The sequence below is a fragment of the Streptomyces sp. CNZ287 genome (assembly GCF_007827615.1).
The window spans coordinates 11,555-37,891 of the sequence record NZ_VISV01000028.1; the positions used below are offsets into that span (position 1 = coordinate 11,555).

Annotated in this window: 23 protein-coding genes and 1 tRNA gene; 12 read left to right on the plus strand and 12 right to left on the minus strand. The window is 73.2% G+C overall.

Translation table 11 applies throughout. The features are described from left to right. Nucleotides 1-15 precede the first annotated feature (15 nt). Nucleotides 16-1,383 (plus strand): alpha/beta fold hydrolase, encoded by a 1,368-nt coding sequence (locus FB457_RS32890; RefSeq protein WP_145784241.1) that lies wholly within the window; start codon nt 16-18, stop codon nt 1,381-1,383. Nucleotides 1,384-1,411: 28 nt separating this feature from the next. Here FB457_RS32890 and hutI read toward each other — a convergent pair whose 3' ends face one another. From hutI to hutU, 4 genes are all read right to left on the minus strand, one after another. Then, nucleotides 1,412-2,593 carry an imidazolonepropionase gene (hutI, locus tag FB457_RS32895; RefSeq protein ID WP_145784242.1) on the minus strand — a complete coding sequence of 394 codons (1,182 nt, stop codon included), beginning with the start codon at nt 2,591-2,593 and terminating at the stop codon, nt 1,412-1,414. A gap of 84 nt (nt 2,594-2,677) precedes the next feature. Next, entirely contained in the window at nt 2,678-4,018 is a 1,341-nt protein-coding gene (locus FB457_RS32900) for a formimidoylglutamate deiminase (RefSeq protein ID WP_145784245.1), read from the minus strand. Next, nucleotides 4,015-5,235: an allantoate amidohydrolase gene (locus FB457_RS32905; RefSeq protein WP_145784272.1), complete on the minus strand. Its 1,221-nt coding sequence runs from the start codon at nt 5,233-5,235 to the stop codon at nt 4,015-4,017. Before FB457_RS32905 ends, FB457_RS32900 begins: the two co-directional genes overlap by 4 nt. Before the next feature lie 20 nt (nt 5,236-5,255). After that, nucleotides 5,256-6,947, minus strand: a complete 1,692-nt coding sequence (gene hutU, locus FB457_RS32910) for a urocanate hydratase (RefSeq protein WP_047016098.1) — start codon at nt 6,945-6,947, stop codon at nt 5,256-5,258. 144 nt (nt 6,948-7,091) lie between these two features. Between hutU and FB457_RS32915 the strand changes: the two genes are divergently transcribed. Together FB457_RS32915 and FB457_RS32920 are read left to right on the plus strand one after the other, a co-directional pair. Further along, nucleotides 7,092-8,456, plus strand: coding sequence for a type III PLP-dependent enzyme domain-containing protein (locus FB457_RS32915; RefSeq protein WP_145784248.1), 1,365 nt, complete (start codon nt 7,092-7,094; stop codon nt 8,454-8,456). 126 nt (nt 8,457-8,582) lie between these two features. Beyond that, nucleotides 8,583-9,389 (plus strand): SDR family oxidoreductase, encoded by an 807-nt coding sequence (locus FB457_RS32920; protein ID WP_145784249.1) that lies wholly within the window; start codon nt 8,583-8,585, stop codon nt 9,387-9,389. A gap of 40 nt (nt 9,390-9,429) precedes the next feature. Here the strand turns inward: FB457_RS32920 and FB457_RS32925 are convergent, their stop codons facing one another. Next, a complete protein-coding gene (locus FB457_RS32925) occupies nt 9,430-9,837 on the minus strand; it encodes an ATP-binding protein (protein WP_047019965.1) in 408 nt (135 codons plus the stop codon). A gap of 155 nt (nt 9,838-9,992) precedes the next feature. Between FB457_RS32925 and FB457_RS32930 the strand changes: the two genes are divergently transcribed. The 3 genes from FB457_RS32930 to FB457_RS32940 all read left to right on the plus strand — a co-directional run bounded on the left by FB457_RS32930 (nt 9,993) and on the right by FB457_RS32940 (nt 13,216). Next, nucleotides 9,993-11,069: a helix-turn-helix domain-containing protein gene (locus FB457_RS32930; protein WP_145784251.1), complete on the plus strand. Its 1,077-nt coding sequence runs from the start codon at nt 9,993-9,995 to the stop codon at nt 11,067-11,069. Nucleotides 11,070-11,085: 16 nt separating this feature from the next. Continuing rightward, nucleotides 11,086-11,757, plus strand: coding sequence for a YdcF family protein (locus tag FB457_RS32935; protein ID WP_047016102.1), 672 nt, complete (start codon nt 11,086-11,088; stop codon nt 11,755-11,757). Nucleotides 11,758-11,854: 97 nt separating this feature from the next. Then, entirely contained in the window at nt 11,855-13,216 is a 1,362-nt protein-coding gene (locus FB457_RS32940) for an APC family permease (protein WP_047016103.1), read from the plus strand. A 3-nt stretch (nt 13,217-13,219) separates the two neighbouring features. Here the strand turns inward: FB457_RS32940 and FB457_RS32945 are convergent, their stop codons facing one another. Both FB457_RS32945 and FB457_RS32950 read right to left on the minus strand, forming a co-directional pair. Further along, the gene (locus tag FB457_RS32945; RefSeq protein WP_047019966.1) at nt 13,220-13,873 is read right to left on the minus strand and encodes a pyridoxine/pyridoxamine 5'-phosphate oxidase; all 654 of its coding nucleotides are present in this window, start codon (nt 13,871-13,873) and stop codon (nt 13,220-13,222) included. A gap of 99 nt (nt 13,874-13,972) precedes the next feature. Next, nucleotides 13,973-14,872: a Bax inhibitor-1/YccA family protein gene (locus FB457_RS32950; RefSeq protein WP_047016104.1), complete on the minus strand. Its 900-nt coding sequence runs from the start codon at nt 14,870-14,872 to the stop codon at nt 13,973-13,975. 237 nt (nt 14,873-15,109) lie between these two features. Here FB457_RS32950 and FB457_RS32955 point away from each other — a divergent pair, with 237 nt between their 5' ends. Both FB457_RS32955 and FB457_RS32960 read left to right on the plus strand, forming a co-directional pair. Further along, nucleotides 15,110-16,342: an acetyl-CoA C-acetyltransferase gene (locus FB457_RS32955; RefSeq protein ID WP_173534843.1), complete on the plus strand. Its 1,233-nt coding sequence runs from the start codon at nt 15,110-15,112 to the stop codon at nt 16,340-16,342. 269 nt (nt 16,343-16,611) lie between these two features. Next, nucleotides 16,612-17,532, plus strand: coding sequence for a hypothetical protein (locus FB457_RS32960; RefSeq protein WP_047016106.1), 921 nt, complete (start codon nt 16,612-16,614; stop codon nt 17,530-17,532). A 69-nt stretch (nt 17,533-17,601) separates the two neighbouring features. Here FB457_RS32960 and FB457_RS32965 read toward each other — a convergent pair whose 3' ends face one another. Next, nucleotides 17,602-17,910, minus strand: a complete 309-nt coding sequence (locus tag FB457_RS32965) for a hypothetical protein (RefSeq protein WP_047016107.1) — start codon at nt 17,908-17,910, stop codon at nt 17,602-17,604. Nucleotides 17,911-18,028: 118 nt separating this feature from the next. Between FB457_RS32965 and FB457_RS32970 the strand changes: the two genes are divergently transcribed. Next, on the plus strand, nt 18,029-18,259 hold the full coding sequence (locus tag FB457_RS32970; protein ID WP_047016108.1) for a DUF4287 domain-containing protein: 231 nt from the start codon (nt 18,029-18,031) through the stop codon (nt 18,257-18,259). A 136-nt stretch (nt 18,260-18,395) separates the two neighbouring features. On the opposite strand, the gene FB457_RS32975 is transcribed toward FB457_RS32970, so the two are convergent. Together FB457_RS32975 and FB457_RS32980 are read right to left on the minus strand one after the other, a co-directional pair. Further along, a complete protein-coding gene (locus FB457_RS32975) occupies nt 18,396-20,954 on the minus strand; it encodes an ABC transporter permease (RefSeq protein ID WP_047016109.1) in 2,559 nt (852 codons plus the stop codon). Between the two features lie 62 nt (nt 20,955-21,016). Further along, nucleotides 21,017-21,835 (minus strand): ABC transporter ATP-binding protein, encoded by an 819-nt coding sequence (locus tag FB457_RS32980; protein WP_047016110.1) that lies wholly within the window; start codon nt 21,833-21,835, stop codon nt 21,017-21,019. A 350-nt stretch (nt 21,836-22,185) separates the two neighbouring features. Here FB457_RS32980 and FB457_RS32985 point away from each other — a divergent pair. Both FB457_RS32985 and FB457_RS32990 read left to right on the plus strand, forming a co-directional pair. Beyond that, a tRNA-Leu gene (locus FB457_RS32985) sits at nt 22,186-22,267 on the plus strand. A gap of 268 nt (nt 22,268-22,535) precedes the next feature. Next, nucleotides 22,536-23,120, plus strand: coding sequence for a hypothetical protein (locus FB457_RS32990; RefSeq protein WP_047016111.1), 585 nt, complete (start codon nt 22,536-22,538; stop codon nt 23,118-23,120). Between the two features lie 260 nt (nt 23,121-23,380). Here FB457_RS32990 and FB457_RS32995 read toward each other — a convergent pair whose 3' ends face one another. Further along, nucleotides 23,381-24,736, minus strand: a complete 1,356-nt coding sequence (locus FB457_RS32995) for an SGNH/GDSL hydrolase family protein (protein WP_145784274.1) — start codon at nt 24,734-24,736, stop codon at nt 23,381-23,383. 179 nt (nt 24,737-24,915) lie between these two features. Beyond that, on the minus strand, nt 24,916-25,332 hold the full coding sequence (locus tag FB457_RS33000; protein ID WP_145784253.1) for a hypothetical protein: 417 nt from the start codon (nt 25,330-25,332) through the stop codon (nt 24,916-24,918). A gap of 137 nt (nt 25,333-25,469) precedes the next feature. On the opposite strand from FB457_RS33000, the gene FB457_RS33005 reads away from it, so the two are divergent. Then, nucleotides 25,470-26,306 (plus strand): MurR/RpiR family transcriptional regulator, encoded by an 837-nt coding sequence (locus FB457_RS33005; RefSeq protein ID WP_047016114.1) that lies wholly within the window; start codon nt 25,470-25,472, stop codon nt 26,304-26,306. The last annotated feature ends 31 nt before the right edge of the window (nt 26,307-26,337 follow it).

Genomic DNA, 26,337 nt, shown 5'->3' on the forward strand with positions numbered 1-26,337 from the left:
TGCCATGATCGGCCCATGGCCTCCCCCCGGCGGCGGCCCGGCCGCCAGGCCCCGGTGCTCGCCCTGCTCACGGCGCTGGCGCTGGCCTGGACGGGCGCGTGCGCGCTGCCGGGCGGGGACGGCCGGGAGCCGTCCGGCGCCGCCACCTCCTCGTACGACCCCGACCCCGGCGGCGACGAGTGGACCCCCTGCCCGCTGACCGGCATGGAGCGGCGCGAGTGCCGCGGCGTCACCGTGCCCGTCGGCGGCGGCAGCCACGAGACCCTCCGTCTCGCGCTCTCCCGGCTGCCCGCCCGCGACGCAGGCCGCCGCATCGGCGCCCTCGTCCTCGCGCCCGGCGGTCCCGGCCTCTCGGGCCTCCAGGAGGCCGTCTCCGCCGGCGTCGACTACCCGCGCGCGCTGCGCGACCGGTTCGACATCGTCGGCTACGACCGCCGTGGCACCGGCCGCAGCCACCGCGTCGACTGCGGCGAGCCCCGCGGCGCCCTCGACCGCCTCGGCAGCGCGCGCAGCCTCCGGCTCGTCCGGGACGTCATCGCCGTCGACGCCGCCGCCCGCGACTACGTCGAGGGCTGCCGCCTCTCCTACGGACCGCTGCTGGCCCGCCTCGGCTCCCGCGCGGGCGCGACGGACCTGGAGCGGGTCCGGCGGGCGCTGGGCGAGGAGCGGGTCAGCCTGCTGCTGCACTCGTACGCCACGGTGGCCGGCCAGGTCTACGTCACCCGCCACCCGGAGCGGGTGCGCGCGGCGGTCTTCGACGGGGTCGTCGACCCGGACCGGCGGGGCCCGTCCTACGTACTGAGGACGCTCCACACCCGCCAGGAGCTGGACGACGAGCAGGTGCCGGAGCCGGGGCCGAGGGCCGCGCCGAAGGCGGTGCCGTCCGATGTGCGGGCGGCGTTCGACGAACTGGACCCGGGACCGCCGCCGCTCGCGCTCTTCCTCGGCGTCCACTGCACGGACTTCCGGTGGCCGGGGAACCTGCGGGCGCTGCTGCGGGAGCTGGACGACGCCCGCGAGGCGCGGTGGCGTACGCGGACGGTGGCGCGCGACTACGCGCCCTGCGTGCACTGGCCGGGGCGCGGCGAGCCGCTGGGCGCGGTCCGGCCCGGAACCGGCGACAGGGGCGGCGACGGGGCCCGTGCCGGGGACTACGGCGCGGCCGACGGGGCGGATCTGCTGCTGATCAACAGCGAGGACGACATCCGCACGCCGGCGGCGGGCGCGGAGCGGGTGGCGATGCGGTTCCGGGCGCCGCTGCTGACGGTGCCGGGCGGGCGGCACGGGCTGGTGGGCTTCGGCAACGAGTGCGCGGAGCGCGCGGCGGTGGAGCATCTGACGGCGCGCCCCGCGGCGGCCCCGGACGCAAGCCTCAGTTGCTGACCGGCCCGTCGGGACCGGCCGCCGCTCCTCAGTTGCCGCCCGCCGGCACCCGCTCCCCCCGGCGCCACACCTCCGCCACCAGCGGCACCCCCGGCCGGTACGCCAGGTGCACGTGGCTCGGCGCGTCCAGCAGCGCCGCGTCCGCCCGCGCGCCCGGTGCGAGGCGGCCCACGTCCGTGCGCCGCAGCGCCGCCGCGCCGCCCGCCGTCGCGGACCACACCGCCTCGTCCGGCGTCATGCCCATCTCCCGTACCGCGACGGCCACGCAGAACGGCATGGAGCTGGTGAACGACGAGCCCGGGTTGCAGTCCGTCGACAGCGCCACCGTCGCGCCCGCGTCCAGCACCCGCCGCACGTCCGGGTAGACCGCCCGGGTCGAGAACTCGCAGCCCGGCAGGAACGTCGCCACCGTCACCCCCGACGCCAGCGCCGCCACGTCCGCGTCCGTCAGGTGCGTCAGGTGGTCCGCGGACGCCGCCTCCAGCTCGATGGCGAGCTGCACCCCGGGCCCGTACGACAACTGGTTCGCGTGCACGCGCGGGGTCAGGCCGCGTACCTTGCCGGCCGCGAGGATCGCCCGTGCCTGGTCGCCGTCGAACGCCCCCTTCTCGCAGAAGACGTCGATCCACCGCGCGTACGGCGCGCAGGCGTCCAGCATCTCGCCGGTGACCAGGTCGACGTACGCGCCCGGATCGTCCGCGTACTCCGGCGCGACGACATGCGCACCGAGGTACGTGACCTCCTCCACCTGCTCCGCCGCGACCCGCAGCCCCCGCGCCTCGTCCGCCGCGGTCAGCCCGTAGCCGGACTTCGTCTCCAGCGTCGTCGTGCCCTGCCGGAGCATCTCGCGGACGAACCGGGCGAGGTTCGCCGCCAGTTCCTCGTCGGTCGCCGCGCGGGTGGCGGCGACCGTGGTGCGGATGCCGCCCGCTGTGTACGGACGGCCCGACATCCGGGCGGCGAACTCGCGCGTGCGGTCGCCGGCGAAGACGAGGTGCGAGTGCGAGTCGACGAAACCCGGGAGCAGCGCCCGCCCCGCCGCGTCGTACGCGGTGTCCGCGGCCTGCACCGCGTCGGCCGCGCCGACCCAGGCGACGCGGTCGCCGTCGAAGACGACGGCCGCGTCCTGAAGCAGGCCGAGCGGCCCGTCCCCGAGGGCCGGGTCGTTGGTGACGAGGCTGCCGATGTTGACGATGGCGGTGGCGGTCATGTTCCTGCCCTCGTGGGTCGGGGTGGGTGCGGGACGGGCATACGGTTCCGTGGGCCGGTGGTGCGCGGGACCGGGGGCCGGGCGTCAGACGCGCAGCGCCGCGATCGCCGCCGTCAGCGCCCCCGGTACGTCCTCCACGAGCGCGTGCACCCCGTCCCGTACGACGTGCCGGCCCCCCACCACCGTGTGCCGCACGTCCGCCGCCGTCGCCGCGAACACCGCCGTCTCCGCGCCCAGCCGCGGCACCGCGCCCGCCGTGCGCACGCTGTCCAGCGCCACGGTGGTGAAGTCCGCGAGCCCGCCCGGCTCCAGCCGGGCCGGCGCGTCCCAGCCGAGGGCCTCGTAGCCGCCCTCGGTGGCGGTGCGCAGCAGTTGGTGGGCGGTCCAGTGGCCGCGGCGGCGGGTGCGCAGCCGCTCGTTCAGCTCCAGCGCCCGCGCCTCCTCGAAGAGGTCGATCACGGCGTGGCTGTCGCTGCCCAGCGACAGCGGGCTGCCGGCCCGCTCCACGGCCGCGGCGGGGCCGATGCCGTCCGCGAGGTCCCGTTCCGTGGTGGGGCACATGCACACGCCCGTGCTGCTGCGGCCGAGGAGGGTGAGGTCGTCGGCGGTGAGGTGGGTGGCGTGCACGGCGGTGGTGCGGAGGCCGAGGACGCCGTGGTCGGCGAGGAGGCGGGCGGGGGTGACGCCGTGGGCGGCGACGCACGCCTCGTTCTCGGCGGGCTGCTCGGAGAGGTGGACGTGGAGCGGGGCGCGGCGTTCCGCGGCCCAGCCCGCGACGGTGGCGAGCTGTCCCGCGGGTACGGCGCGCACGGAGTGGGCGGCGGCGCCGACGCGCACGGTGGCGTCGCCGGGTTCGAGGGCCGCCGCGCGTTCCGCCCAGGCGTCGGCGTCGCCGTCGCTGAAGCGGAGCTGGTGCCGCCCGGGCGGCTGCCCGAAGCCGGCGGCCAGGTAGGCGGTGTCGAGCAGGGTCAGCCGGATCCCGGCCGCCGCGGCGGCGGCGATCAGCGCGTGGCCCATGGCGTTGGGGTCGTCGTAGCGGGCGCCGCCGGGCGCGTGGTGGACGTAGTGGAACTCGCCGACGCAGGTGATCCCGGCGAGCGCCATCTCGGCGTAGACGGCGCGGGCGAGGTCGTAGTACGTGCCGGGGGTGAGCCGGTCGGCGACGCCGTACATCACCTCGCGCCAGGTCCAGAACGTGCCGGAGCCGACCTGCACGGTGCCGCGCAGCGCACGGTGGAAGGCGTGGCTGTGGACGTTCGCCAGGCCGGGGAGGGTGAGGCCGCGCAGGACGGTGGCGCCCGGCGGCGGCGCGGGGACCGCGGTCCTCACCGCGGCGAGCAGCCCGCCGGACGCCGCCGGCTCCAGGACGACACCGGGTTCGACGACCCCGCCGACCCACGCCTGTTCCGCCCAGTACGTCGTCACGCGGCTCCTTCCGACCGAGGTACGGAGCTGCCGTCGCCGGCCAGGTCCGCCAGCACGTCCGCGAGCGCCCGTACGCCCGCCGCGCAGTCGTCCTCGTCCGCCGACTCGGCCGGCGCGTGCGAGACGCCGGTCGGATTCCGTACGTACAGCATGGCCGCCGGCACCGCCCCGGACAGGATCCCGGCGTCGTGTCCCGCCCCCGTCGGAAGCAGGGGCGCGCCGCCGAGGCGCGCGGCGAGGCGGTCGCGCAGGGCGTGGTCGAAGTCGACGACGGGCGTCATGGACTCGCGGGTGACCTCCACCGCCGTGCCGTCGCGTCCTGCCCGCTCGCGGGCGGCCTGCTCGACGGCGGCGACGAGGGTGTGCAGGGTCTCCTCGTCGGCGGCGCGGGAGTCGAGCCAGCCGCGGACGAGCGAGGGGATGGCGTTGACGCCGTTGGGCTCGACGGCGACCTTGCCGAAGGTGGCGCGGGCGCCGGCCTGCGCGGCCTTCTTGCGGGCGGACAGCACGGTGTGGGCGTAGGTCAGCATCGGGTCGTGGCGGTCCTCCATGCGGGTCGTGCCCGCGTGGTTGGCCTCGCCGCGGAAGTCGAACCGCCAGCGGCCGTGCGGCCAGATCGCCGACGCCACGCCCACCGCGTGGTCCGTACCGGCGAGCGCCACGCCCTGCTCGACGTGCAGCTCGACGAAGGCGCCGATGCGCGCCAGCCGCTCGGGGTCGGGGCCGATGCCGCCGGGGTCGTGGCCCGCGCGCTCCATCGCCCGCGGCAGGGTGACGCCGTCGGCGTCGGTCAGCTCGTGCGCGGCGGCGGCGGTGAGCCGCCCGGCGGCCAGCCGGGAGCCGACGCAGGCCAGGCCGAAGCGGGCGCCTTCCTCGTCGCCGAAGTTGACCACGCCGAGGGGGCGGTCCGGGCGGACACCGCGGGCGCGCAGTTCGTCGAGGGCGGCGAAGGCGGAGACGACGCCGAGGGGGCCGTCGAAGGCGCCGCCGTCGGGTACGGAGTCGAGGTGCGAGCCGGTGACGACGGCGCCGCCCGCGGCGGGGTCGCCGAGCCAGGCCCACTGGTTGCCGTTGCGGTCGGTCTCGTACGCCAGCCCGCGCGCGCTGGCCTGCGCCCGGAACCAGGCCCGGCAGTCGGCGTCCGCCGCCGTCCACGCGAACCGGCGGTAGCCGCCGGAGGGCGCGTACCGCCCGAGGGGGCGCAGCTCGCGCCACATCTCCTGGAACGAGGACGGGCTCACGCGGGTCCGCTTTCGGCGTTCTCCCGCATCGGCACGCGCACGCCCCGCTCGGCGGCGATCTCCTCGGCGCGCTCGTAGCCCGCGTCGACGTGCCGGATGACGCCCATGCCCGGGTCGTTGGTGAGCACCCGGCGGATCTTCTCGCCCGCGAGCGCCGTGCCGTCGGCGACGGTGACCTGGCCGGCGTGGAGCGAGCGGCCCATGCCGACGCCGCCGCCGTGGTGGAGGGAGACCCAGGAGGCGCCGGAGGCGACGTTGACCATCGCGTTGAGCAGCGGCCAGTCCGCGATGGCGTCGGAGCCGTCGCGCATGGCCTCGGTCTCGCGGTACGGGGACGCCACCGAGCCGCAGTCCAGGTGGTCGCGGCCGATGACCAGCGGCGCGGCCAGCTCACCGCTCGCGACCATGTCGTTGAACCGCTCGCCGGCCCGGTCGCGCTCGCCGTAGCCGAGCCAGCAGATGCGGGCGGGCAGGCCCTGGAACCGCACGCGCTCGCCGGCCAGCCGGATCCAGCGGGCCAGCGACTCGTTCCCGGGGAAGAGGTCGAGGATGGCGCGGTCGGTGGCGGCGATGTCCTTCGGGTCGCCGGAGAGCGCGGCCCAGCGGAAGGGGCCCTTGCCCTCGCTGAAGAGGGGGCGGATGTAGGCGGGTACGAAGCCGGGGAAGTCGAAGGCGCGCGCGTAGCCGGCGAGCCTGGCCTCGCCGCGGAGGGAGTTGCCGTAGTCGAAGACCTCGGCGCCGGCGTCCTGGAAGCCGACCATGGCCTCGACGTGCCGGGCCATCGACTCGCGGGCGCGGGCGGTGAAGTCGGCGGGCTTCTCCGCGGCGTACGCGGCCATGTCGGCGAAGTCGACGCCGAGGGGAAGGTACGCGAGCGGGTCGTGGGCGGAGGTCTGGTCGGTGACGATGTCGATGGGCGCGCCCTCCGCGAGGAGCCGGGGGACCACCTCGGCGGCGTTGCCGAGGACGCCGACGGAGAGCGGGCGGCGGGCGTCGCGGGCCTCGGTGGCCAGCCGCAGGGCGTGCTCCAGGCTGTCGGCCTTCACGTCGAGGTAGCCGTGCTCCAGGCGGCGCTCGATGCGGGAGGGGTCGCACTCGACGCAGAGCGCGACGCCGTCGTTCATGGTGACGGCGAGCGGCTGGGCGCCGCCCATGCCGCCGAGTCCCGCGGTGAGGGTGAGGGTCCCGGCGAGGGTGCCGCCGCTGTGCTTGTTCTCACGACTGAGCTTCTCGGCGACGGCGGCGAAGGTCTCGTACGTGCCCTGGAGGATGCCCTGCGTGCCGATGTAGATCCACGAACCGGCGGTCATCTGGCCGTACATGGTCAGCCCCAGGGCCTCCAGCCGGCGGAACTCCTCCCAGGTGGCCCAGTCGCCGACGAGGTTGCTGTTGGCGATGAGGACGCGGGGCGCCCACTCGTGCGTCTGCATGACGCCGACGGGGCGGCCGGACTGGACGAGCATCGTCTCGTCGGGGCCGAGGGTCGTCAGCGTCCGCACCATGGCGTCGAAGGAGTCCCAGTCGCGGGCGGCCTTGCCGGTGCCGCCGTAGACGACGAGCTTGTCGGGGTGCTCGGCCACCTCGGGATCGAGGTTGTTCTGCAGCATCCGCAGGGCGGCTTCCTGCTGCCACCCGCGGGCGCTCGGCTGGTTGCCGCGCGGGGCCCGCACGGGTCGGGGTCCTGCCATGCCTGCCTCCTGGCGCGCACCGTCCGATTCTGAATGAACAGAAACACATCCTGGCGCGACTGAATTACCCTAGTCAAGGCCGCCTCGCGTCCGACAGTTGGACGCCGTACGACAGCATTTGCGGACGGATGGTTGACTGCCGGCATGCCTGACGACGAGCCCGTTCCCGTGCCGCAGAATCTCCCGCTCGCCGCCCGCCGCGACCTGGCGGTGCACGCGGCGCTGACCCAGGGCCTGGTGTCCGGCGCCGAGCCAGTGGCGGGGCTGCTGGACGTCGCGGGCATCCGCGAGTCCGCGGCCGCGCTGCGGGCCGCGTTCGACGAGGTGATCGCGCCGGGGACACCGGTGCTGCACTCCTTCGCGGTCAAGGCCGCCTCCCTGGTGCCGGTGCTGCGGCTGCTCGCCGACGAGGGCCTGGGCGCGGAGGTGGCCAGCCCCGGGGAGCTGGAGCTGGCCCGCGCCGCGGACGTACCCCCGGACCGCACCGTGCTCGACTCCCCCGCCAAGACCCCCGCCGAACTGCGCGGCGCCCTGGCCCTGGGCATCGCGGTCAACGCCGACAACCCCGAGGAACTGGCCCGTATCGACGCCCTGGTCCGCTCGGCGCCCACCCGCTCGACGATCGGCGTGCGGATCAACCCGCAGGTCGGCGGCGGCAGCATCGGCGCGATGAGCACGGCGACGGCCACGTCGAAGTTCGGCGTGACGCTCCAGGACGAGGGCGCCCGCGACTGGCTGGTCCGCGCGTACGTGGACCGCCCCTGGCTCACCGCGCTGCACACCCACACGGGCTCGCAGGGCGTGCCGCTGCCGCTGATGGCGGCGGGGGTGCGCGCGGCGTACGAGCTGGCGGAGGAGATCAACGCGGCCGCGGGGCGGCGGCAGGTCACGACGCTGGACATCGGCGGCGGCCTGCCGGTCAACTTCGGCTCCGACGAGGTCACGCCGTCGTTCGCGGACTACGCCCGGCTGCTGCGCGCCGAGATCCCGGGCCTCTTCGACGGGCGCTACGCGCTGATCACGGAGTTCGGCCGCTCGCTGCTGGCGAAGAACGGCCTGGTGCTGGCCCGCGTCGAGTACGCCAAGTCCGCCGGCGGCCGCCCCATCGCGGTCACCCACGCGGGCGTCCAGGTGGCCGTACGCACGGTCTTCGCCCCGGACTCCTGGCCGCTGCGCGTGACGGCGTACGACGCGGAGGGCCGCCCCAAGACGGGCACCCCGGTCGCCCAGGACGTGGCGGGCCCGTGCTGCTTCGCCGGCGACCTGGTGGCCCGCGCCCGCGAGCTCCCCCCGCTGGCGGCGGGCGATCACGTGGCACTCCTCGACACGGGCGCGTACTACTTCTCCAACCCCTTCTCGTACAACAGCCTCCCCCGCCCGGCGATCCACGGCTTCACGACAGCCGGCACCGAGGTCCGCTTCGCGACGGTGAGAACAGCCCAGACGCTCCAGGAAATCGTCAAGGAATCCGGCGGCCCCCACTGCACGTCCCTCACCACCCTGACCTGACGCCGCGGAGGCCGACCTGCCCGCGGCCGCGCTCTGGCCGGCCCTGCCGTGAGACTGCCGCCTGCAAAGGACGGCACCCCGCAAATCCGATGTCGCGCCGTGCTCTCGCTCTGTGAGGATTTCGTCATGCCCGAGACAGCCCGGACGGACCACGTTGCCCTCGTCACCGGTGCCAACCACGGAATCGGGGCCGCAGTGGCAAAGGCCCTTGCCGCTCGCGGCGTTGCCGTGCTCTGCACGTACCTGCGCGAGTCCGGCGAGGAGGCGACGGACGACTACCGGCGCGCCCGGTCCGCCGGCGGGGAGGCGGTCGTCGAGGAGATCCGCGAGGCGGGAGGGCGGGCCGCGTCCCTGGAGGCGGATCTGAGCGATCCGGCCGCCCCTGCGGCCCTCTTCGACGCGGCAGAGCACCATCTGGGCGCGGTCGACATCCTGATCAACAACGCGTCCGGCTGGATCCAGGACTCCTTCGCACCCCGGCCGGCCGACCGGTTCGGCAGGCCGCTGCGCGCGGTCACCGCCGAGACCTGGTCCCGGCAGTTCGCCGTCGACGCGATGGCCCCCGCCCTGCTGATCAGCGAGCTGTCCCGGCGCCACCGCGCCCGCGGGGCCACCTGGGGCCGCATCGTGGGCCTCACCTCGGGCGGGGACCTCGGGTTCCCCGGCGAGGTCTCCTACGGGGCCGCGAAGGCCGCCCAGACCGACTACACCTTGTCCGCCGCGGCGGAGTTGGCCGATCTCGGCATCACCGCAAACGTCGTGCACCCGCCGGTGACCGACACCGGGTGGATCACCGACGAGGTCCGCGAGTTCGTCGCGTCGAGCGGCACGCACTTCCACGTCGCCACGCCGGACGAGGTCGCCAGGGCCATCGTGTTCCTCACCTCTGACGACGCCGCACTCGTGGCGGGCAACATCATCACCCTCCGCTGAAGCCGGATCGAAGTTCGGAGGGTGTTCCGGAATCCGGCACTCATGCTGTCATCCCGCCGGCGCCTTTGAAGCAGGACCAGACGATCTTCCCCAGGGGCTCGCGGTCCTCGATGCCCCAGCCGTCCGCGAGCGCGTCCACCAGCGCCAGCCCGCGACCGGCCACGTCTGTGTCGGCAGCCTGGCGAAGTTCGGGACGCGGCCGGCGACGGCTGTCGTGCACTTCCAGGCGTACGACTTCCTGATCGGCGTCGAGCCGGACCAGGAAGCCGCGCCCGCGTTCGGTCCCGTGCACCAGGGCATTCGTCGCCAGCTCGGAAACGCAGAGCCGAATGTCCTCGGCCCGGTCCAGGAGGCCCCAATCGGTGAGGACCTCGACGGCGAACGTCCGTGCGCGGCCGACCGACGCGGGCCGGGCGTCGAAGAAGCGCTTCTCCGTAAGGGACTGCATGCTCGTGACCACCCGATGGGCTCGGCGAAACTCGACCCTCACGAGCGTGTCCGCTCCTCAGCGCGTGGCCAATCACCCGCCGTTCCACCTTTGTTCCACTTTCGTCGCACCGGCCGCAGGTGTCTGCTTCCATGGCGACCGGAAGGGAGCGAGACGTGGCGACCGTGCACCACTGGACCGGTCTGGAGGCCCGGGCCTTACGGCACGCGCTGAGGATGAGCGTGCGGGCCTTCGCCCAGCACCTGGGACTGGCGGTGGCGACCATCTCCAAGTGGGAGAGCAAGCTCGCCGCCACCGAGCCCAGACCGGACACCCAGGCCATCCTGGATACCGCCCTCGGCAAGGCCGACGCCTCGGTCCACCTTCGATTCGAGGCGATTCTGTCCGAGACGACCGGCACGATGCCCGCCGGCCCCCGGGCCTGGGAGTACGAATCCTGGGCCGACGACCTGGACCGGGTCGTGGTCGCACTGTCCCGGCAGAACTTCACCTTCGCCGACAGCCTGCTCGACCGGTGGCTGGGCCGCTTCAACCCCACCGAACTGGACGAGAAGGGTCTGTATCTGTTCGCCCGGTCGACCGCCCTGCTCGGTGACCTCCAGCGCTATCGGGGAACTCTCGGTGGATTGCTGTCGGCCCAGCACTCCTACACCGATGCCCGAGCGGTCTTCACCGAGCTCGGAATCCCCCGCCGCGTCGCCCAGCTCGACCTGGCCCTCGCGGTCGTCATGGAGATGTCGGGAAAGCTGGAGATCGCCGCCCGCACCTACGAAGCTCTCGCCGTCGACGACCGGCTCTCCCGCCGCGACCGTGCGAGGGCACGACTGTGGGTGGGGACCGCGCTGAGCAAGGACGGTCGGCACGACTATGCAACCCGCGCCATGCGGGCCGCGACCCGCGAGTTCGAGGAACTCGCCGAACCCGACGACTGGTCCATGGCCCACCAGAAGCTCGCCCTCGCCCGCCGGGGCGCCGGCGATCTCACGGCAGCGTTCCGGCTCCTGGACATCGCCCGCACGGCAGGCGCACCAGAGTCCCCGATGCAACGGGTACAGCTCACCACCGCTCAAGCCCACATCCTGCGCACCGACCCTGCCACCCGCGACGACGGACTTCGCCTTCTCGACGACGCCGCACAGGTCGCCGCCCGGTCCGGCCTCGGGCATCAGCTCCGTAGCATCGAGGCCATCAAGAAGACGTGCGAGGGAGCCTTCAAGCCCCGACATCAATGACCAGGGAGCAGCGACTGTGGACAGCCGACCGCAGGGACTCGCCCTCACCGAGGATCAGCGACAGGCCGCACAACTGATCTGGGACTACCACCACATGCGTCACGAAATCCGTCCGTGCGACGCGGCCATCGCACTGGGGTGCAACGACCTCGGCGTCAGCACCTTCGCCGTCAGCTTGTACAAGAGCCGGTTCTTCCCCACCCTCGTGTTCACCGGTGGTAACAGTCCCGCCACCGCCGGGGTGTTTCCCCGCGGCGAGGCGGTGCACTTCCGCGAACACGCTCTCGCGCTCGGCGTGCCCTCCCACGCGATGCTCCTGGAGCCGAGGGCCGCCAACACCGGGCAGAACATCGCCTACGCGCGCGACGCCCTCATCGCCGCCGGTGTCCGGCCGGGATCCGTGATGCTGGTCACCATGCCGTACATGGAGCGACGGGCGTTCGCCACGTGCCACAAGCAGTGGCCCGACGTCGACGTCGTGTGCGCCTCCGATCCCTTGCCCTTCGATGCCTATCTCAAGGCCATGGGCGACAAGGAGACCGTGATCAGCATGATGGTCGGCGACCTGCAGCGCGTGATCGAGTATCCCAAGCTCGGGTTCGCCGTCGCTCAGGAGGTCCCGGGAAGCGTGTACGCGGCGTACCGGTCCCTCGTTCGCGACGGTTTCACCGGCCACCTCATCGTGTAGCGGCGGGGCTGCCGGGTAACCGCACGGCCGGGGGCGGTTGAGGTAAGGGGTGCTTGTCAGGGGTTGGTGTAAGGGGCTGGTGGGCACTGGCAGGGGCATGTCGAAATCCTCCACCGAAGCCGCCGGCCCGACACCCACCGACAGCGGTACGCCGCTGAAGCGGGCCATCGGGCCCAAGTTGCTGCTGCTCTTCGTCGTCGGCGACATCCTCGGCACCGGCATCTACGCCAACACCGGTGCCGTCGCCGGGCGGATCGGCGGGGCGTTGTGGGTGCCGTTCGTGATCGGGTTCGTGGTGGCGATGCTTACCGCCGCCTCGTACGTCGAGCTGGTCGGCAAGTACCCGCGGGCCGCGGGGGCGGCGCTGTACACGCAGAAGGCGTTCCGGGTGCCGTTCCTCACGTTCATCGTCGCGTTCATGGTGATGTGCTCGGGGCTGTCGTCCGCGAGTGCCGCCGCGCGGGCGTTCAGCGGCGACTACCTCCAGGAGTTCGTCGACATCTCGCCGACGCTCATCGCCATCCTCTTCGTCCTCCTGCTCGCCTCGCTCAACCTGCGCGGCGTCTCCGAGTCGGTGAAGACGAACGTCGTGCTCACCGTCGTCGAGGTGACCGGGCTGCTCGTCATCCTCGGCATCGGCGTCGCCGCCGTGCTGACCGGCGAGGGGGAGCCGTCGCGGCTGACGGAGTTCGAGACCGGCGGGACCGGGTACGCCGTGCTCACCGGGGTGCTCGGGGCGACCGCGCTGGGGTTCTTCGCCTTCGTCGGGTTCGAGGACTCCGTCAACATGGCGGAGGAGACCAAGGATCCGGTACGGAACTTCCCGCGGGCGATCTTCCTCGGGGTGGCGATCACCGGCACGATCTACGTCCTCGTGGCGCTCGTCTCCTCGCTGATGGTCGACCACGAACGGCTGGCCGGCTCCAGCGGGCCGCTGCTGCTGGTCGTGGACGAGAGCGGCGTGGACTTCCCCGCGAAGCTGTTCGCCCTCATCGCGCTCTTCGCGGTGTCCAACTCGGCGCTGATCAACATCATGATGGCCTCCCGCCTCTGCTACGGCCTCGCCAACGAGCGGGTGCTGCCGCGTGCGATGGCGCGCGTGCTGCCGGGGCGGCGGACGCCCGTGGTCGGGATCGTCTTCGTCACCGCGCTGGCCATCGGGCTGGTGTCGACCGGCGAGATCGAGGGGCTGGGCGACACCACGTCGTTCCTGCTGCTCTGCGTCTTCGCCGTCGTCAACGTGGCCGTGCTCGTGCTGCGCCGCGACCCGGTGGACCACCGGCACTTCCGCGCGCCGACGTGGATACCCGTGCTGGGCGCCGTCACCGCCGGGATCCTGGCCAGCCCGCTGTCGGACCGGCCCGCCGACGTCTACATCCGGGCCGGCGTGCTGCTCGCCATCGGGATCGGGCTGTGGATCGTCAACCAGGTCGCCGTGCGGGCGGCCGGGCAGAGATGAGTCTCACGGCCACAGGAGGTGCTTCGTCCACCCGGGTGGTGCCGACTCGTAGACGAGGCGGGTGTGGCGGCGGGACTTGTCACCCTGCCAGAACTCCACCGTCCGCGGCCGTACCGCGTACAGCGTCCACCCGGGCGACACCAGCTCCGGGTCCGCCTCGATCCGGGCGAGAGACCCGGCGACCGCCGCGTCCCGCTCCGCCGGGTCCGCGAGCGGGCGGGACTGGCGGGCGAGGAGGGCCTCCGCGCGGGCGGCGGCTCCGCGGGCGCGGAAGTCCGCGGCGCTCACCTCCGGGTCCGCGGTCGTGACCGGGCCCCGGATCCGTACCTGGCGGGCCAGCGGCGACCAGTAGAACGTCAGCGCCGCGTACGGCCGCGCCGCCAGCTCCCGGCCCTTCGGGCTGCCCGCGTCCGAGGCGAACTGCCAGCCGTCCTGGCCGACGTCCTTGAGGATCAGCACCCGCGCCGACGGGTCGCCGGCCGCGTCCGCCGTCGACAGGGTCATCGCGTGCGGCTCGCGCACCCCCGCCCGTACGGCCGCCAGCAGCCAGCTCGTGAAGAGCGCGACCGGCTCGTCCGGTGTCTCGCGCGGGTCGAACGACGGCAGGTCGCCCTCGAAGACCTCGATCCCGCGCAGCAGCCGCCTCAGGTCGGTCATGCCCGCCCCCTTCATGCCGGTGGCCCGGCCGGAGGGATCCGGCCGGGCCACACGGTCAGTCGAGTCAGTCGTGTCGGTCGTTCAGTCGTGTCCGCCGCGTCAGTCGCTGCCCTGGAGGATGGCGACCAGGCGCAGCATCTCCAGGTAGATCCAGACGAGGGTCAGGGTCAGACCGAAGGCGGCGAGCCACGCCTCGTTCTTCGGGGCGCCGTAGGCGATGCCGTCCTCGACCTGCTTGAAGTCCAGGGCCAGGAAGCACGCGCCGAGCACGACGCCGATGATGCCGAACAGGATGCCGAGGCCCCCGCTGCGCAGACCCATGCCGTCGCCGCCGCCGATGAGCGAGGCGAACAGGTTGACCGCCATCAGCAGCACGAAGCCGATGGCCGCGCCGACGACGAACCGCTGGAACCGGGCCGTGACCCGGATGATCCGCAGCTTGTACGCGACGAGCACACCGAAGAACACCGCCATCGTGCCGAGCACGGCCTGCATGACCGCGCCGTCGACGTAGGTGTTGAAGTACTCGCTGATGATGCCGAGGAAGACGCCCTCGAGGACCGCGTACGACAGGATCAGCGCGGGGATGGGCCGGCGCTTGAACGCCTGGACCATCGCGAGCACGAAGGCGCCGAGCGCGGCCACCAGGCCGATGCCGAGCGACTTCTCGCCGTCGAAGGTGATCCAGGAGGCGACGGCCGCGAGGATCACCAGGCCGAGCGTCATGCCCGTGCGGGACACGACGTCGTCCATGGTCATCCGGCCGCCGGCGGGCGCCGCGTACGGCGCCCACTCGCCCTGCTGCTGGTCCGCGGGCGCGTAGGGGTTCCGCGGGGCGCCACCCGGCTGCTGCGCATACGGGTTGGTGCCGGGCTGGGCGTACGGGTTGTTGCCCTGGGCGACAGTGGGGCCCCCGGCCTGCGACGGCGCGTTGAAGCCTGCCGAACCGCCCTCGCGGCTGAACCCCCGTCGCGTGAAGACCGGGTTGCTGCTCCTCATCTCACTCCTCCGTGGCCGCACTGCGCGGCCTTGGGACAAGAGTAATGGGTAGGCAAAGACATCGCGCCAGTACCTCAGGAGGATCTTTCACAAGGCTTTTCCCGGACTTTCCCTCTTCCGGGTAAGCAAGCGCTCAGAAATTGAGGTCCGCGTCACAGCGCGAGAACCGTGACCCCCTCGCTACGTACGGGTAACTTCAGCCCAGGACCCTGCCCTCCGCGTCCCCTGGGAGCCGTGATGCCCGAAGCCGTGATCGTCTCTGCCGCCCGCTCCCCGATCGGCCGGGCCGGGAAGGGCTCGCTCAAGGACGTCCGCCCCGACGACCTGACCGCGGGGATCGTCCGGGCCGCCCTCGACAAGGTGCCGGGGCTCGACCCCGGGGACATCGACGACCTCATGCTCGGCTGCGGCCTGCCCGGCGGTGAGCAGGGGCACAACCTGGGCCGGGTGGTCGCCGTGCAGCTCGGCATGGACCACCTCCCCGGCTGCACCGTCACCCGCTACTGCTCCTCCTCGCTGCAGACCACGCGGATGGCGTTCCACGCCATCAAGGCCGGCGAGGGCGACGTGTTCGTCTCGGCGGGCGTGGAGACGGTCTCGCGGTTCGTCAACGGTTCCTCCGACGGGATGCCCGGCACGCACAACCCCTTCTTCGCCGAGGCCGAGGCCCGTACCGCGGAACGGCAGGAGAAGGGGTCGGCTTTCGAGGGCGGAGGCTGGCACGACCCGCGCGCGGACGGCCTCGTGCCGGACGTCTACATCGCCATGGGGCAGACCGCGGAGAACCTGGCCCGGGCGAAGGGCGTCACGCGGCAGGACATGGACGAGTTCGGCGTGCGGTCGCAGAACCTTGCGGAGAAGGCCATCGCCGCGGGCTTCTGGGAGCGCGAGATCACGCCGGTCACCACCCCCGACGGCACGGTGGTGACCAAGGACGACGGCCCGCGGCCCGGTGTGACGATGGAGGGGGTCGCGGGGCTGAAGCCGGTGTTCCGTCCGGACGGGCGGGTCACCGCCGGCAACTGCTGCCCGCTCAACGACGGCGCCGCGGCGGTCGTCGTGATGTCCGACACCAAGGCGCGTGAGCTGGGTCTCACCCCGCTGGCGCGGATCGTCTCGACCGGTCTCTCCGCACTGTCGCCGGAGATCATGGGCCTGGGCCCGGTGGAGGCGAGCAGGCAGGCGCTCGCGCGGGCCGGGATGGCGATCGGCGACATCGACCTGGTGGAGATCAACGAGGCGTTCGCCGCGCAGGTCATCCCCTCGTACCGGGATCTGGGCATCGACCTGGACCGGCTGAACGTCAACGGCGGCGCCATCGCCGTCGGCCACCCCTTCGGCATGACGGGCGCGCGGATCACGACGACGCTCATCAACTCCCTGCAGTGGCACGACAAGCAGTTCGGCCTGGAGACGATGTGCGTCGGCGGCGGGCAGGGGATGGCGATGGTGCTGGAGCGGCTGAGCTGAGCTGCAGCGGAGGGTGGGGGCCGTCCCGAGGAACGAGGGGCAGGACCCGCCCGGAGCGGAAGCGAAGCTCAGCGCGACGGGAGACACCGCGCGGCTGAGCCGGTACGGAGCCTGGCGCGGGGGCGTACGGGGCGCGTTCCGCGCCCCGTCATGCGGCGGTGGGACCAAAGGCCCGTCCTATTCATGCCATTTTCCGCTAGGGGTGGGGTTCTGCGCTCCGGCAGGCTGAGGTAGAACATGGGGGTCCTACAGCAATCGGGAGTCCGACAGTGAGCGCCACCAACTTCGCCGTCCTGCTGGCCGCCACCCCCGCCGCGCTGCTCGGCGCCGCCGTGCTGCGCGCGGTGAGCGGGCTGCGGCGCGAGGTCGTCACGCTCCGTGCCGAGCTGACCGCGCGGGCCGCGACGCAGGACGCCGGGGAACGGGCGCAGGCCGTCCCGAAGCAGGCGAAGGAGAGCGCGGCGGAGGCCGCGGACGAGGCGGCGGTGCCGGCCGCCCGGCCCGTACCGGCGGCGGAGATACGTATCGCCGTCGCCCAGGCGCTCGCCGACGAGCGGGAGCGCGAGCTGGCCGAGGCCCGGGCGTTCTGGGCCGAGCAGGAGGCCCGCGACAGCATCGACGCGACCCCCTTCCCGGGCGACCCCGTCGACTTCGGCGGCGAGGTGTTCATACCGCGCCAGGCCGACTTCGCCGGCTTCGAGCCGCTGCTCGACCCGATGGACCGGCTGGACCGGATGGACCCCGTGGACCGGCTGGAGCGCACCGAACCCGCCGAACCGGACGACGTCGCCGCCGCCGACGCACCGCCCGCCGAGGGCGAGTCCGCCGAGCTGGCCGCCGCCCGCCGCCGCCACCCCTCGCACCCCGACTTCCGCCCCCAGCCCGCCGTCGCCGACCACGAGCGCACCGTGAACCGGCTGGAGGACCTGGCCGCGGGCCGTACGCCGCTGACCGACGTGCGGCTGGGCCCGCTCGGCACCCTTGACGTCTACGTCTTCGCCGACGGCACCACGCTCTGCCTCTCCCCGGGCCACCGCGACACCGCGGAGCGCCTCGCCGAGGCCCTCGACGGGGGCACGGAGCCGGTACTGCTGGGCGGTTCGGCGATCAGCGGGGCGTTCGCGCTGACCTTCGACTGCGCGGGCGAGAGCGTCTACATCCTCGCGGACCGCGTCATCGCCTCCCTCTGAGCCGTACGGGCCGAGACGCGTACGGGGGCGGGCCCGCAGAGCCCGTACAAGCCCGTCAGAGCGCCCCGTTCACAGCCGTACGCCCCTCACCACCGCCAGCGCCTCCGCGAGCCCCTCGGCGTCCCCCGCCGCCCGCAGCGCCTCCGCCAGATCCCGGCCCGCGACCGCCACCTGGTCCCCCACCGCGAACTCCCCCGCCGCCGGCATCTCGTACGGCGTCCGCTCCGGCGCCTCCAGCCGCTGCGCACGCGCGGACAGCTCGCGCGCCAGCGCGAGCCCGGCGGCGGCCGCCCCCGCGCGCAGCCGGCTCTGCGGCAGCGACCGCAGCCGGTCGGCGATCCGGTCGACCGCGGTCACGAAGTCGAGGACGTCGAGCACGAGCCGAGCTTAACCCGCCGGTAGCCACCGGGCGGTTCGAGCCGTCCCGTTCCAGACGGTTGTCAATCGGCGCGCCCTCAGGCACGGTGCTGAGAAGGACTGCATACCGGAGGCGCCGATGTCCCAAGTCTTCTCCGCAGAAACCCACCGGAACCTGCTCTCCCGCATCCCCCACTGCACCGGCCGTGAAGTCTCCGACTGGTTGCAGACCGTCGAAGACGGTCCCTGTCTCCTCCGCTTCGAGGAGAAAGTGAGCTGGCTCCGTGGCGAGCACAACCTGGCGTACGGCCACGCCAAAGCGATCATCCACGAGTACGACCTGAGGCGGGCCGCGCGCAAACTGCTCTAGGAGGGGACTCCGCGCACCACGAGAGCACACCACGGCACGTTCAAGGGCCCGCGGGAGGGCGATCCCTCCTCGCGGGCCCCGTTCCCCCGTGGCCTCCTTCTCGCTCTCCTCGCTCTCCTCGCTCTCTACTCGCTCTCTACTCGCTCTTGATGGCGGCGAGCATGTTGAGCCGCGACGCCCTGCGGGCCGGCCAGAGCGCCGCGAGCATGCCGACCAGCGCCGCGCCGAGGATGAAGTAGCCCATCCGCTCCCACGGCAGCACCAGCGAGTACGTGTCGATCGAGCTGGCGATCAACTCACCCGCGGCCCAGCCGAGGAAGACCCCGAGCCCGATGCCGAGCACCCCGCCGAAGAGCGAGATGACCAGCGACTCCAGCCGGACCATCCGCTTCACCGCGCGCCGGTCGAGGCCGATGGCGCGCAGCATGCCGATCTCCTGCGAGCGCTCGAAGACCGACATGGCCAGCGTGTTGATGACGCCGAGGACCGCGACCAGGACGGCCATGCCGAGCATGGCGTAGAGCACGTTGAGCATCATGCTGATGAGCCCGGCGACCAGTTCCGAGACGTCCTCCTCGTCCATCACCGCGATGGCCGGGTTGTCGCCGAGGGCCGCCTCCAGCTTGTCCTTCATGGCGTCGCTCTCGCCGCCCGCGGTCTTCACCCAGACCTCGAAGTCGGTGATCCGGTCGAGGTGCGGGTTGACGACCGAGGTGTCGAGCATGATGCCGCTGAGCATCTCGTTGCCCTTGTAGAGGCCGGAGACGGTCAGCTCGCCCTCGGCCCCGTCCTGGTACGTGACCTGGACGGTGTCGCCCATCTTCCAGCCCTCGTCCTCGGCGGTGTCGGTGTCGACGATCGCCTTGGCGGGGCCGCCGCCGGCCGGGACGCCCTCGGCGAGGCCGGCGAACGAGCCCTGCTCGAAGTCCAGCTCGACGAGCTTGCCGACGGTCTCGCCGTTGACGCCGGTGAGGTCCTCGTCGTCGCCGCCGATGTCGACGGGGACCGTGCGCAGCGGGGAGGCGGCGGTGACCTCGTCGAGGCCGGCGAGCTTCTCCCCGACCTCCGGGTTCAGCGGGGTGAAGTTCGTCATGGAGACCGAGTAGTCGGCCTTCATGGCGTCGGTGGCCATCTTGTCGATGGCGTTCGCGACGCCGCCCGCGATCACCGTCAGGCTGGTGATGAGGGTGAGCCCGATCATCAGCGCGGAGGCGGTGGCGGCGGTGCGCCGCGGGTTGCGTACGGCGTTCTGCCGGGCGAGCTTGCCGGAGACCCCGAACACCCGCAGCAGCGGGGCGCCGAGTGCGATCACCGGGCGGGAGAGCAGCGGCGTCAGCACGAAGATGCCGATCAGCAGCACCGCGGCGCCGATGCCCATGAGCGCCTTGCCGTCGCTCGCGGTGGTGCCCGCGACGACCATGACGGCGCCGACGCCCCCGATGAGCGCGCCGATGATGTTGCGTACGACGAGGCTGCGGGTGGACGCCTGGGCGTGCAGGCTGCTCATCGCCGCGACCGGCGGGATCTTCGCGGCCCGGCGGGCGGGCAGCCAGGCGGCGAGCACGGTGACGACGATGCCGACGACGAGCGAGATCACGACCGTCGCGGGCGAGACGACCAGCGGCCCGTCGGGCACGGTCTCGCCGGTGGCGCTCATCAGCGAGCGCAGCCCGGCGCCGATGCCCACCCCCGCGGCGAGGCCGGTCAGGGCCGCGGCGGCGCCGACGGCGGTGGCCTCGAAGAGCACGGAGCGGGTCACCTGGCGGCGGCTGGCGCCGACGGCCCGTAGCAGCGCCAGCTCCTTGGTGCGCTGGGCGACGAGCATGGTGAAGGTGTTGGCGATGAGGAAGATGCCGACGAAGAGCGCGATGCCGGCGAAGGCGAGCATGGCGGTACGGAGCCCGTCCATGCCCTGCTCGATCTGCCGGGCCTGGTCGTCGGCGAGCTTGGTGCCGGTGAGCGCCTCGGCTTCGGCGGGGAGGATCTTCTGCGCCTCGGCCCGCAGGTCCCTCTCGGAGGTGCCGGGGGCGGCGGCGAGGTCGATCTCGGTGTACTCGCCGGGCTTGGTGAAGAGGCCCTGCGCGGTCTTGGTGTCGAAGAGCACGAGGCTGCCGCCAGCGGCGACGTTGCCGTCGTCGGTGGTGAAGATGCCGGTGATCACCGGTTCGAGTACGGGGCCGTCGACGGACATCCGCGGGGTGTCGCCGACCTCGTAGCCGGTGCGCTCGGCGGTCCTGGCGTCGATGGCGATCTCGTTGGCGTTCGCGGGCCCGCGGCCGTCGCGCATCGGGTAGCGGGGGTCTTCGCCCCTGCCGCCGTCGCCGGGGTAGTAGTTGGCGCCGCTGGTGGACCAGCCGTCGCCGACGAGGTCGCCGTCCTTGTCGGCGAGCGCGGCGAAACCGGCGACGTTGCCGGTGGCGGACTTCACGCCGGGCAGGGCCGCGGCCTCGTCCAGCAGGTCCTGCGTGAGCGGCGGCGGCGCGCCCGGGCGGCCCTCGTCGGCGTCGTCGTCGGGCTGGAGGCGTACGTCGACGTGGTCGAAGCCCTGCTCCGAACTCTTGGTGTAGGCGTCGGAGATGGTGGAGGTGAAGACCAGGGTGCCGGAGACGAAGGCCACGCCGAGCATCACGGCGAGCACGGTCATCAGCAACCGGGCCTTGTGCGCGAACACGTTGCGCAAGGCGGTGCGAAGCATATGGGGTCCTGTGGTGGAAAGCCGGTAGCGGGCGGCCTGCTGGTCAGCGAGCGGGGCTCAGCTCACCCGGCCCTTGGCGTCGAAGCCTGGGGGGTCTGCGGGGCTGCGCCCCCCGGAAGGCTCCGCATCTTGTCCAGCACCTGCTCGGAGGTGGGGTCGCGCAGCTCGTCGACGATGCGGCCGTCGGCGAGGAACACCACGCGGTCCGCGTATCCCGCGGCGACCGGGTCGTGCGTGACCATGACGACCGTCTGGCCCAGCTCGCGCACGGAGTTGCGCAGGAAGCCGAGCACCTCGGCGCCGGAGCGGGAGTCGAGGTTGCCGGTCGGCTCGTCGGCGAAGATGATCTCGGGCCGGGCGGCCAGCGCCCGGGCCACGGCGACGCGCTGCTGCTGGCCGCCGGAGAGCTGGCTCGGGCGGTGCTTGAGCCGTCCGGACAGGCCCACGGTCTCCACCACCTGCCGCAGCCACTGCTCGTCGGGCTTGCGGCCCGCGATGTCCATGGGCAGCGTGATGTTCTCCAGCGCGTTCAGCGTCGGCAGCAGGTTGAACGCCTGGAAGACGAAGCCGACCTTGTCGCGGCGGAGCTGGGTGAGCTTCTTGTCCTTCAGCCCGTTCAGCTCGGTCTCGCCGATACGCGAGGAGCCGCCGGAGATGGTGTCGAGGCCGGCCATGCAGTGCATGAGGGTGGACTTGCCGGAGCCGGACGGCCCCATGATCGCGGTGAACTCGCCCTGCATGAACTCGACGGAGACGCGGTCGAGCGCGACGACCTTCGTCTCGCCCTCGCCGTAGACCTTCGTCAGCTCGGTGGCGCCGGCCGCCGCCACGCGGGCGTAGGCGGTACCGGGGCCGGAGGCGCCGGGGATGGTGGTGGTCACGGCGGTGGGCTCCTGTCGGGACGGTGGTGTGCAACCTGTCCCCTCCATCGTGGCTGCGGAATGGGTCGCCCGGATCAGCCCGCGCTCCGGTTCCGGGCGAGACCGAGGAGGTACACGGGCCGCCGCCGGCTCCTCCTCGGGGATGACCCGCACCCTGACGAAGGCATGGGGCAAGGGCCCCCGGAGGGGCAATAAGGGAAGTGGAATTTCATCCGAGGACTTCTTCGACAACTCGGGCCTAATTCAAGCCAACATCAGTCCGTAGATGGCCAGTTCGGCCCATCCGCCCCGCTACTCTGGTTACGCGCCATGCGGTGGTCCGTACGCAGCGTGTGCGGGCCGGGAGTCCTGCCCGGATGGTGGAAAGCAGACACGGCGACCTTAAAAGTCGCTGGCCTTCGGGCCGTGCCGGTTCAAGTCCGGCTCCGGGCACCTCCCGGCAAGAGGTCGTCGACCTGCGAAGACGGCTGGTCAGCAACGGTGACCCCGCCCCTCCGGGGCACCGCTGACACCTCCTTCGGCCTCGCCCCGGCAGTCTGGAACCGGCCACGGTGCTGAAACGTTCACCCGGATCCCGCGGGACGCAGATCGGACGACTGCGGCCCCCCGGCGCCGGGCGGTCCCCTTCTCATGCACTCCTCAGAATCCGCAGGTAGCCTCGCGCGCTACGCGGTCGAGGACCCCAACGGGAGGAGCGGAAGTGGCACGCGGAACGGTGACGCTGGCGCGGGCGGCGGTCGTCGTGCGCGCGGGCGCGGCGCCGCTGTGGTGGCTGGGTATCGCCGCCGCGGCGGCGGGGGCCTGGCAGGACGGGCTGACCGGTCAGTGGATCGGACTCTACGCGGGAGCGGCGCTCTTCCTCGCCGTCGCCCCCGCGGTCTGGGCGGTCCGCCGCGGGCGCCTCCTGACGCAGGCGCGAAAGGCCCAACGGGCGGGCCGCGGCGCGGTGTTGCAGGACCGTGCGGTGACCGTACGGACATGGCGGCGGGCGCGCCGGTGGTGGCTGGCGGCGGCGTTCGCCGTCGCGGCGGGCTCGGCGGCGGCGATGCCGGTCGCCGGCGGGTTGGCGCTGGCCGGAGCCGGTGCGGGGCTGCGGGCGAAGGCCGCGTGGCTCGGCCGCTGGGAGCGGGAGCAGGAGGCGCTGCTGTGGCTGCCGGTCGACGCGGTCACCGCCCGCGGCGCCGGAACGGGCGGTTCGGGTGCCGCGTACCTCCGTACGGGCATCGCCGCCGGCGACGCCCTGCCGGGCGGGGGCGTACGCCGGGGCTCGCCCGCCACCGTCTGACCGCGGCGGGCCCGGAGCGCGGGGGTGCGCGCGTGGGCGGGGTGCGCGGGTGCGCCGGGTGCGCGGCGGCGAGTGGTATTCGCGTACCGGAAAATCCCGTCTCTTGCCACCGGCGCCCACCGCGCACGTGGAATTTCAGCGGCACACGAATTACCCGGCGTTAAGTGAAAAACAACGTTCCGCATTAGCCGCGTAGTTGCGGCCGCCCGGCGGCTAATCCGTTTCGTCGCCCATATCACCGTGAACGCGTAGAAACAACGTCAGCGGAAGAGGTGCAGCGGGACCGTGCGGGCCAGGAGCGCGTAACCCTCGGGGTTGAGGTGGAGGTGGTCGCCGGTGTCGAGGGCGGGCAGCAGCGCGCGGGGGTGCGCGGGGTCGCGGGTGGCCGCGTCGAAGTCCACGACGGCGTCGAAGCGCCCGCTGCTGCGGATCCAGTCGTTCACCCGCTGCCGCGTCGCCTCGCGCAGCCCCGCCGGGTCGTCGTACGGCGTGCTGCCGCCGAACGGCGTGAGCGTGGCCCCGTAGACGCGGATGCCCTGCGCGTGCGCGCGCGTGACGATCTGGTCGTACGCGGCGAGGAGTTCGTCCCCGGTGGCGCGCTGCGCGGCCTCGGTGGCCGGCGCCGTGCCGATGTCGTTGATGCCCTCGAAGACCAGCAGCCAGCGCGCCCCGCTCACCGCGAGCACGTCGCGGTCGAGCCGGGCGAGGGCGTTGGGGCCGAGGCCGTCGTCGAGGACGCGGTTGCCGCCGGCGGCCTGGTTGACGACGGCGACGGGCGGGACGCCGGGCCCGCGCAGCCGGTCGTTGAGCACGTCGGGCCAGCGGTCGTTGCCGTTGGTGGTGGAGCCGCGGCCGTCGCTGAGGGAGTCGCCGAGGACGACGGCGGAACGGGTGCGAGCGGGGGCCTGGGCCTCGACGCCGCTGAGGAAGTACCAGTGGTCGGTGGCCGTCGCGCCGGGCAGCGCGGCGGCGCCGGTGTGGTCGCCGGCCAGCAGGTACGAGGTGGTGCGCGAGCCCGGGTGCGAGGTGACGGCGGTGGACGCCTGGCCGTCGGCGAGGTAGAGGGTCACGGTCAGGTTGGCGCCGGGGGCGGCATCCAGGCGTACGGGGTCGGAGACGACCTGCGCGCCGACGGGGACCGTCGCGCCCGTCCGGCCGCCGAACGTCAGCGGGCGCGAGCTGCCCGGCACGATGCCGTCGACGCCGGCCCGGCCGCCGGCGGGGAGGGCGACGGCGGCGCGGGTGATCGGCAGTTCGGCGCCGCCGAAGGCGTTGGAGAAGCGGAACCGGAGCCGTTCGCCGGGCACGGCGAGGCGCACGGTCTGGCGCAGGGTGGCGTCGCGCAGCACGCCGTCGTCCTGGGTGAACGGCGGGGGCGGCATGTTCGCCGGCTCGGTGAGCTGGGGCATCGAGGTCCAGGAGGCGACCCACTGCGCGGGCCCGCCGGGAGCCGCGGGCGCCGCCGCGGGGGTCCCGGCGGCGGCGGGGGCGGGGCCGCGTAGCACGTTCGCCGCCACCGCCACGGCCGCGACGAGGGCCACGACGAGCGCGGCGGCGAGGTACGGATACACGGCGGCGCGGCGGTCACGGGGGCGTCGGTACGCGGGCTGGGGCATCTGCGGCTCCCGGGGCGAGACGGCGAAATATTTCGAGATCAATGCCGAAAATTTCTGACCGTACGCTACGGTCCGCCGCCACCCCGGTCAACGCCGCCACCCGCGCAGGTTCATACAAGCCGAGGCCCCTGCGGCAGCCTGCCGCGACCGGCACGGCCGCAACCGCCCCGGCAGCCGCGTCAGTCCCAGTCGGACTTGTCCTTCTCCGCCCGACGGCGGCGGAAGAGGCCCGCGGCGTGCACCGCGTTCACGCCGACGATGCCGCCCCACGTCACCAGCAGCCCGGCCAGCCCCTCGTTGACCACGCCGATCGCCGACAGCGGAATCGCCAGCACCATCGACACGGCGGCGAAGCCGAACCGCTCGCCGAACGTGCCCTCCGGCGAGCTCGCGCCCGGCTGCGTGCCCCGCGCGACCTGCATCTGCTGCTCGGCGAGCTGGCGGCGGAGCCGGGTGTCGAACGTTCCGTCCATCCGCTGCTGCACCTTCTCGAGGAAGCCCTCGATCAGCTCTTCCTCGTACTCGGGGCCGAGGTCCCTGCGGGTCTGCAGGGTGGCATCGAGTTCACTCTTGATCTCCGGGTCCCGCGCACTCATACCCCGTACGGTACGAGGCCGCGCGTCCGGGTGCAGTAGTGCTACCCCCCCAATTCGTTCCGGTGCGCCCTTGCCGTCGTGCATACGGTCATGCAGAGTCGTCGTGCAGTGAATAGGACATCGGATCCGGAGGTGGGATGGTCTCCGCCGACGCGGGCGCCAGGCTGCAGAAGCTCTTCGAGGGGCGCCGGCTGACGCCGACCCAGCGCCGTATCGCGCACTGCATGGTGCGCAGGGCGGCCGACGCACCGTTCCTGTCCAGCGTGGAGCTGGCCGAGTTGGCCGGGGTGAGCCAGCCGTCCGTGACCCGCTTCGCCGTCGCCCTCGGCTTCGACGGGTACCCGGCGCTGCGCCGCGCGCTGCGCGAGGCGGGGCTCGGCGAGCCGTCGGGGCGGACGGAGCGGAACGAGTACCAGCAGGCCGTGCAGGCCGAGATCGAGAACCTGCGCAATCTCGCCGCGCTCCTCGCCGACCCCGCCCCCGTCGAGGACGCAGGCCGGCTGCTCGCCGCCTCCCGGCCGCTGCCCGTGCTGGGCCTGCGCGCCGCCGCGGCGCAGGCGCGCGGCTTCGCGTACTTCGCGGCGAAGGTCCACCCCGACATCCGGGTGCTCGACGAGGCCGGCTCGATGCTCGACGACCGGGTCGACGCCGCCGCCCGCGCCGGCGCCACGGCGCTGCTCTGCTTCGCGCTGCCGCGACACCCGCGGGAGCTGTCGGACGCGCTGCGCACGGCGCGGGCGACCGGGCTGACGGTGGTCACGGTGGCGGACAGCTCGTTCACGCCGGTCGCGCAGGACAGCGACGTGCTGCTGCCGGCGGCGGTGGGCACGGGGCTGTCGTTCGACACGGCGTGCGGGCCGATGCTGCTGGGGCGGGTACTGCTGGAGGCGATGTGCGACGCGCTGCCGGAGGCGCAGGCGCGGCTGGAGGAGTTCGACGCGCGGGCGGCGGAGCGGGGACTGTTCCTGGACTGAGGCGTACGGGCGCGGAGACGCACGGCCGGCG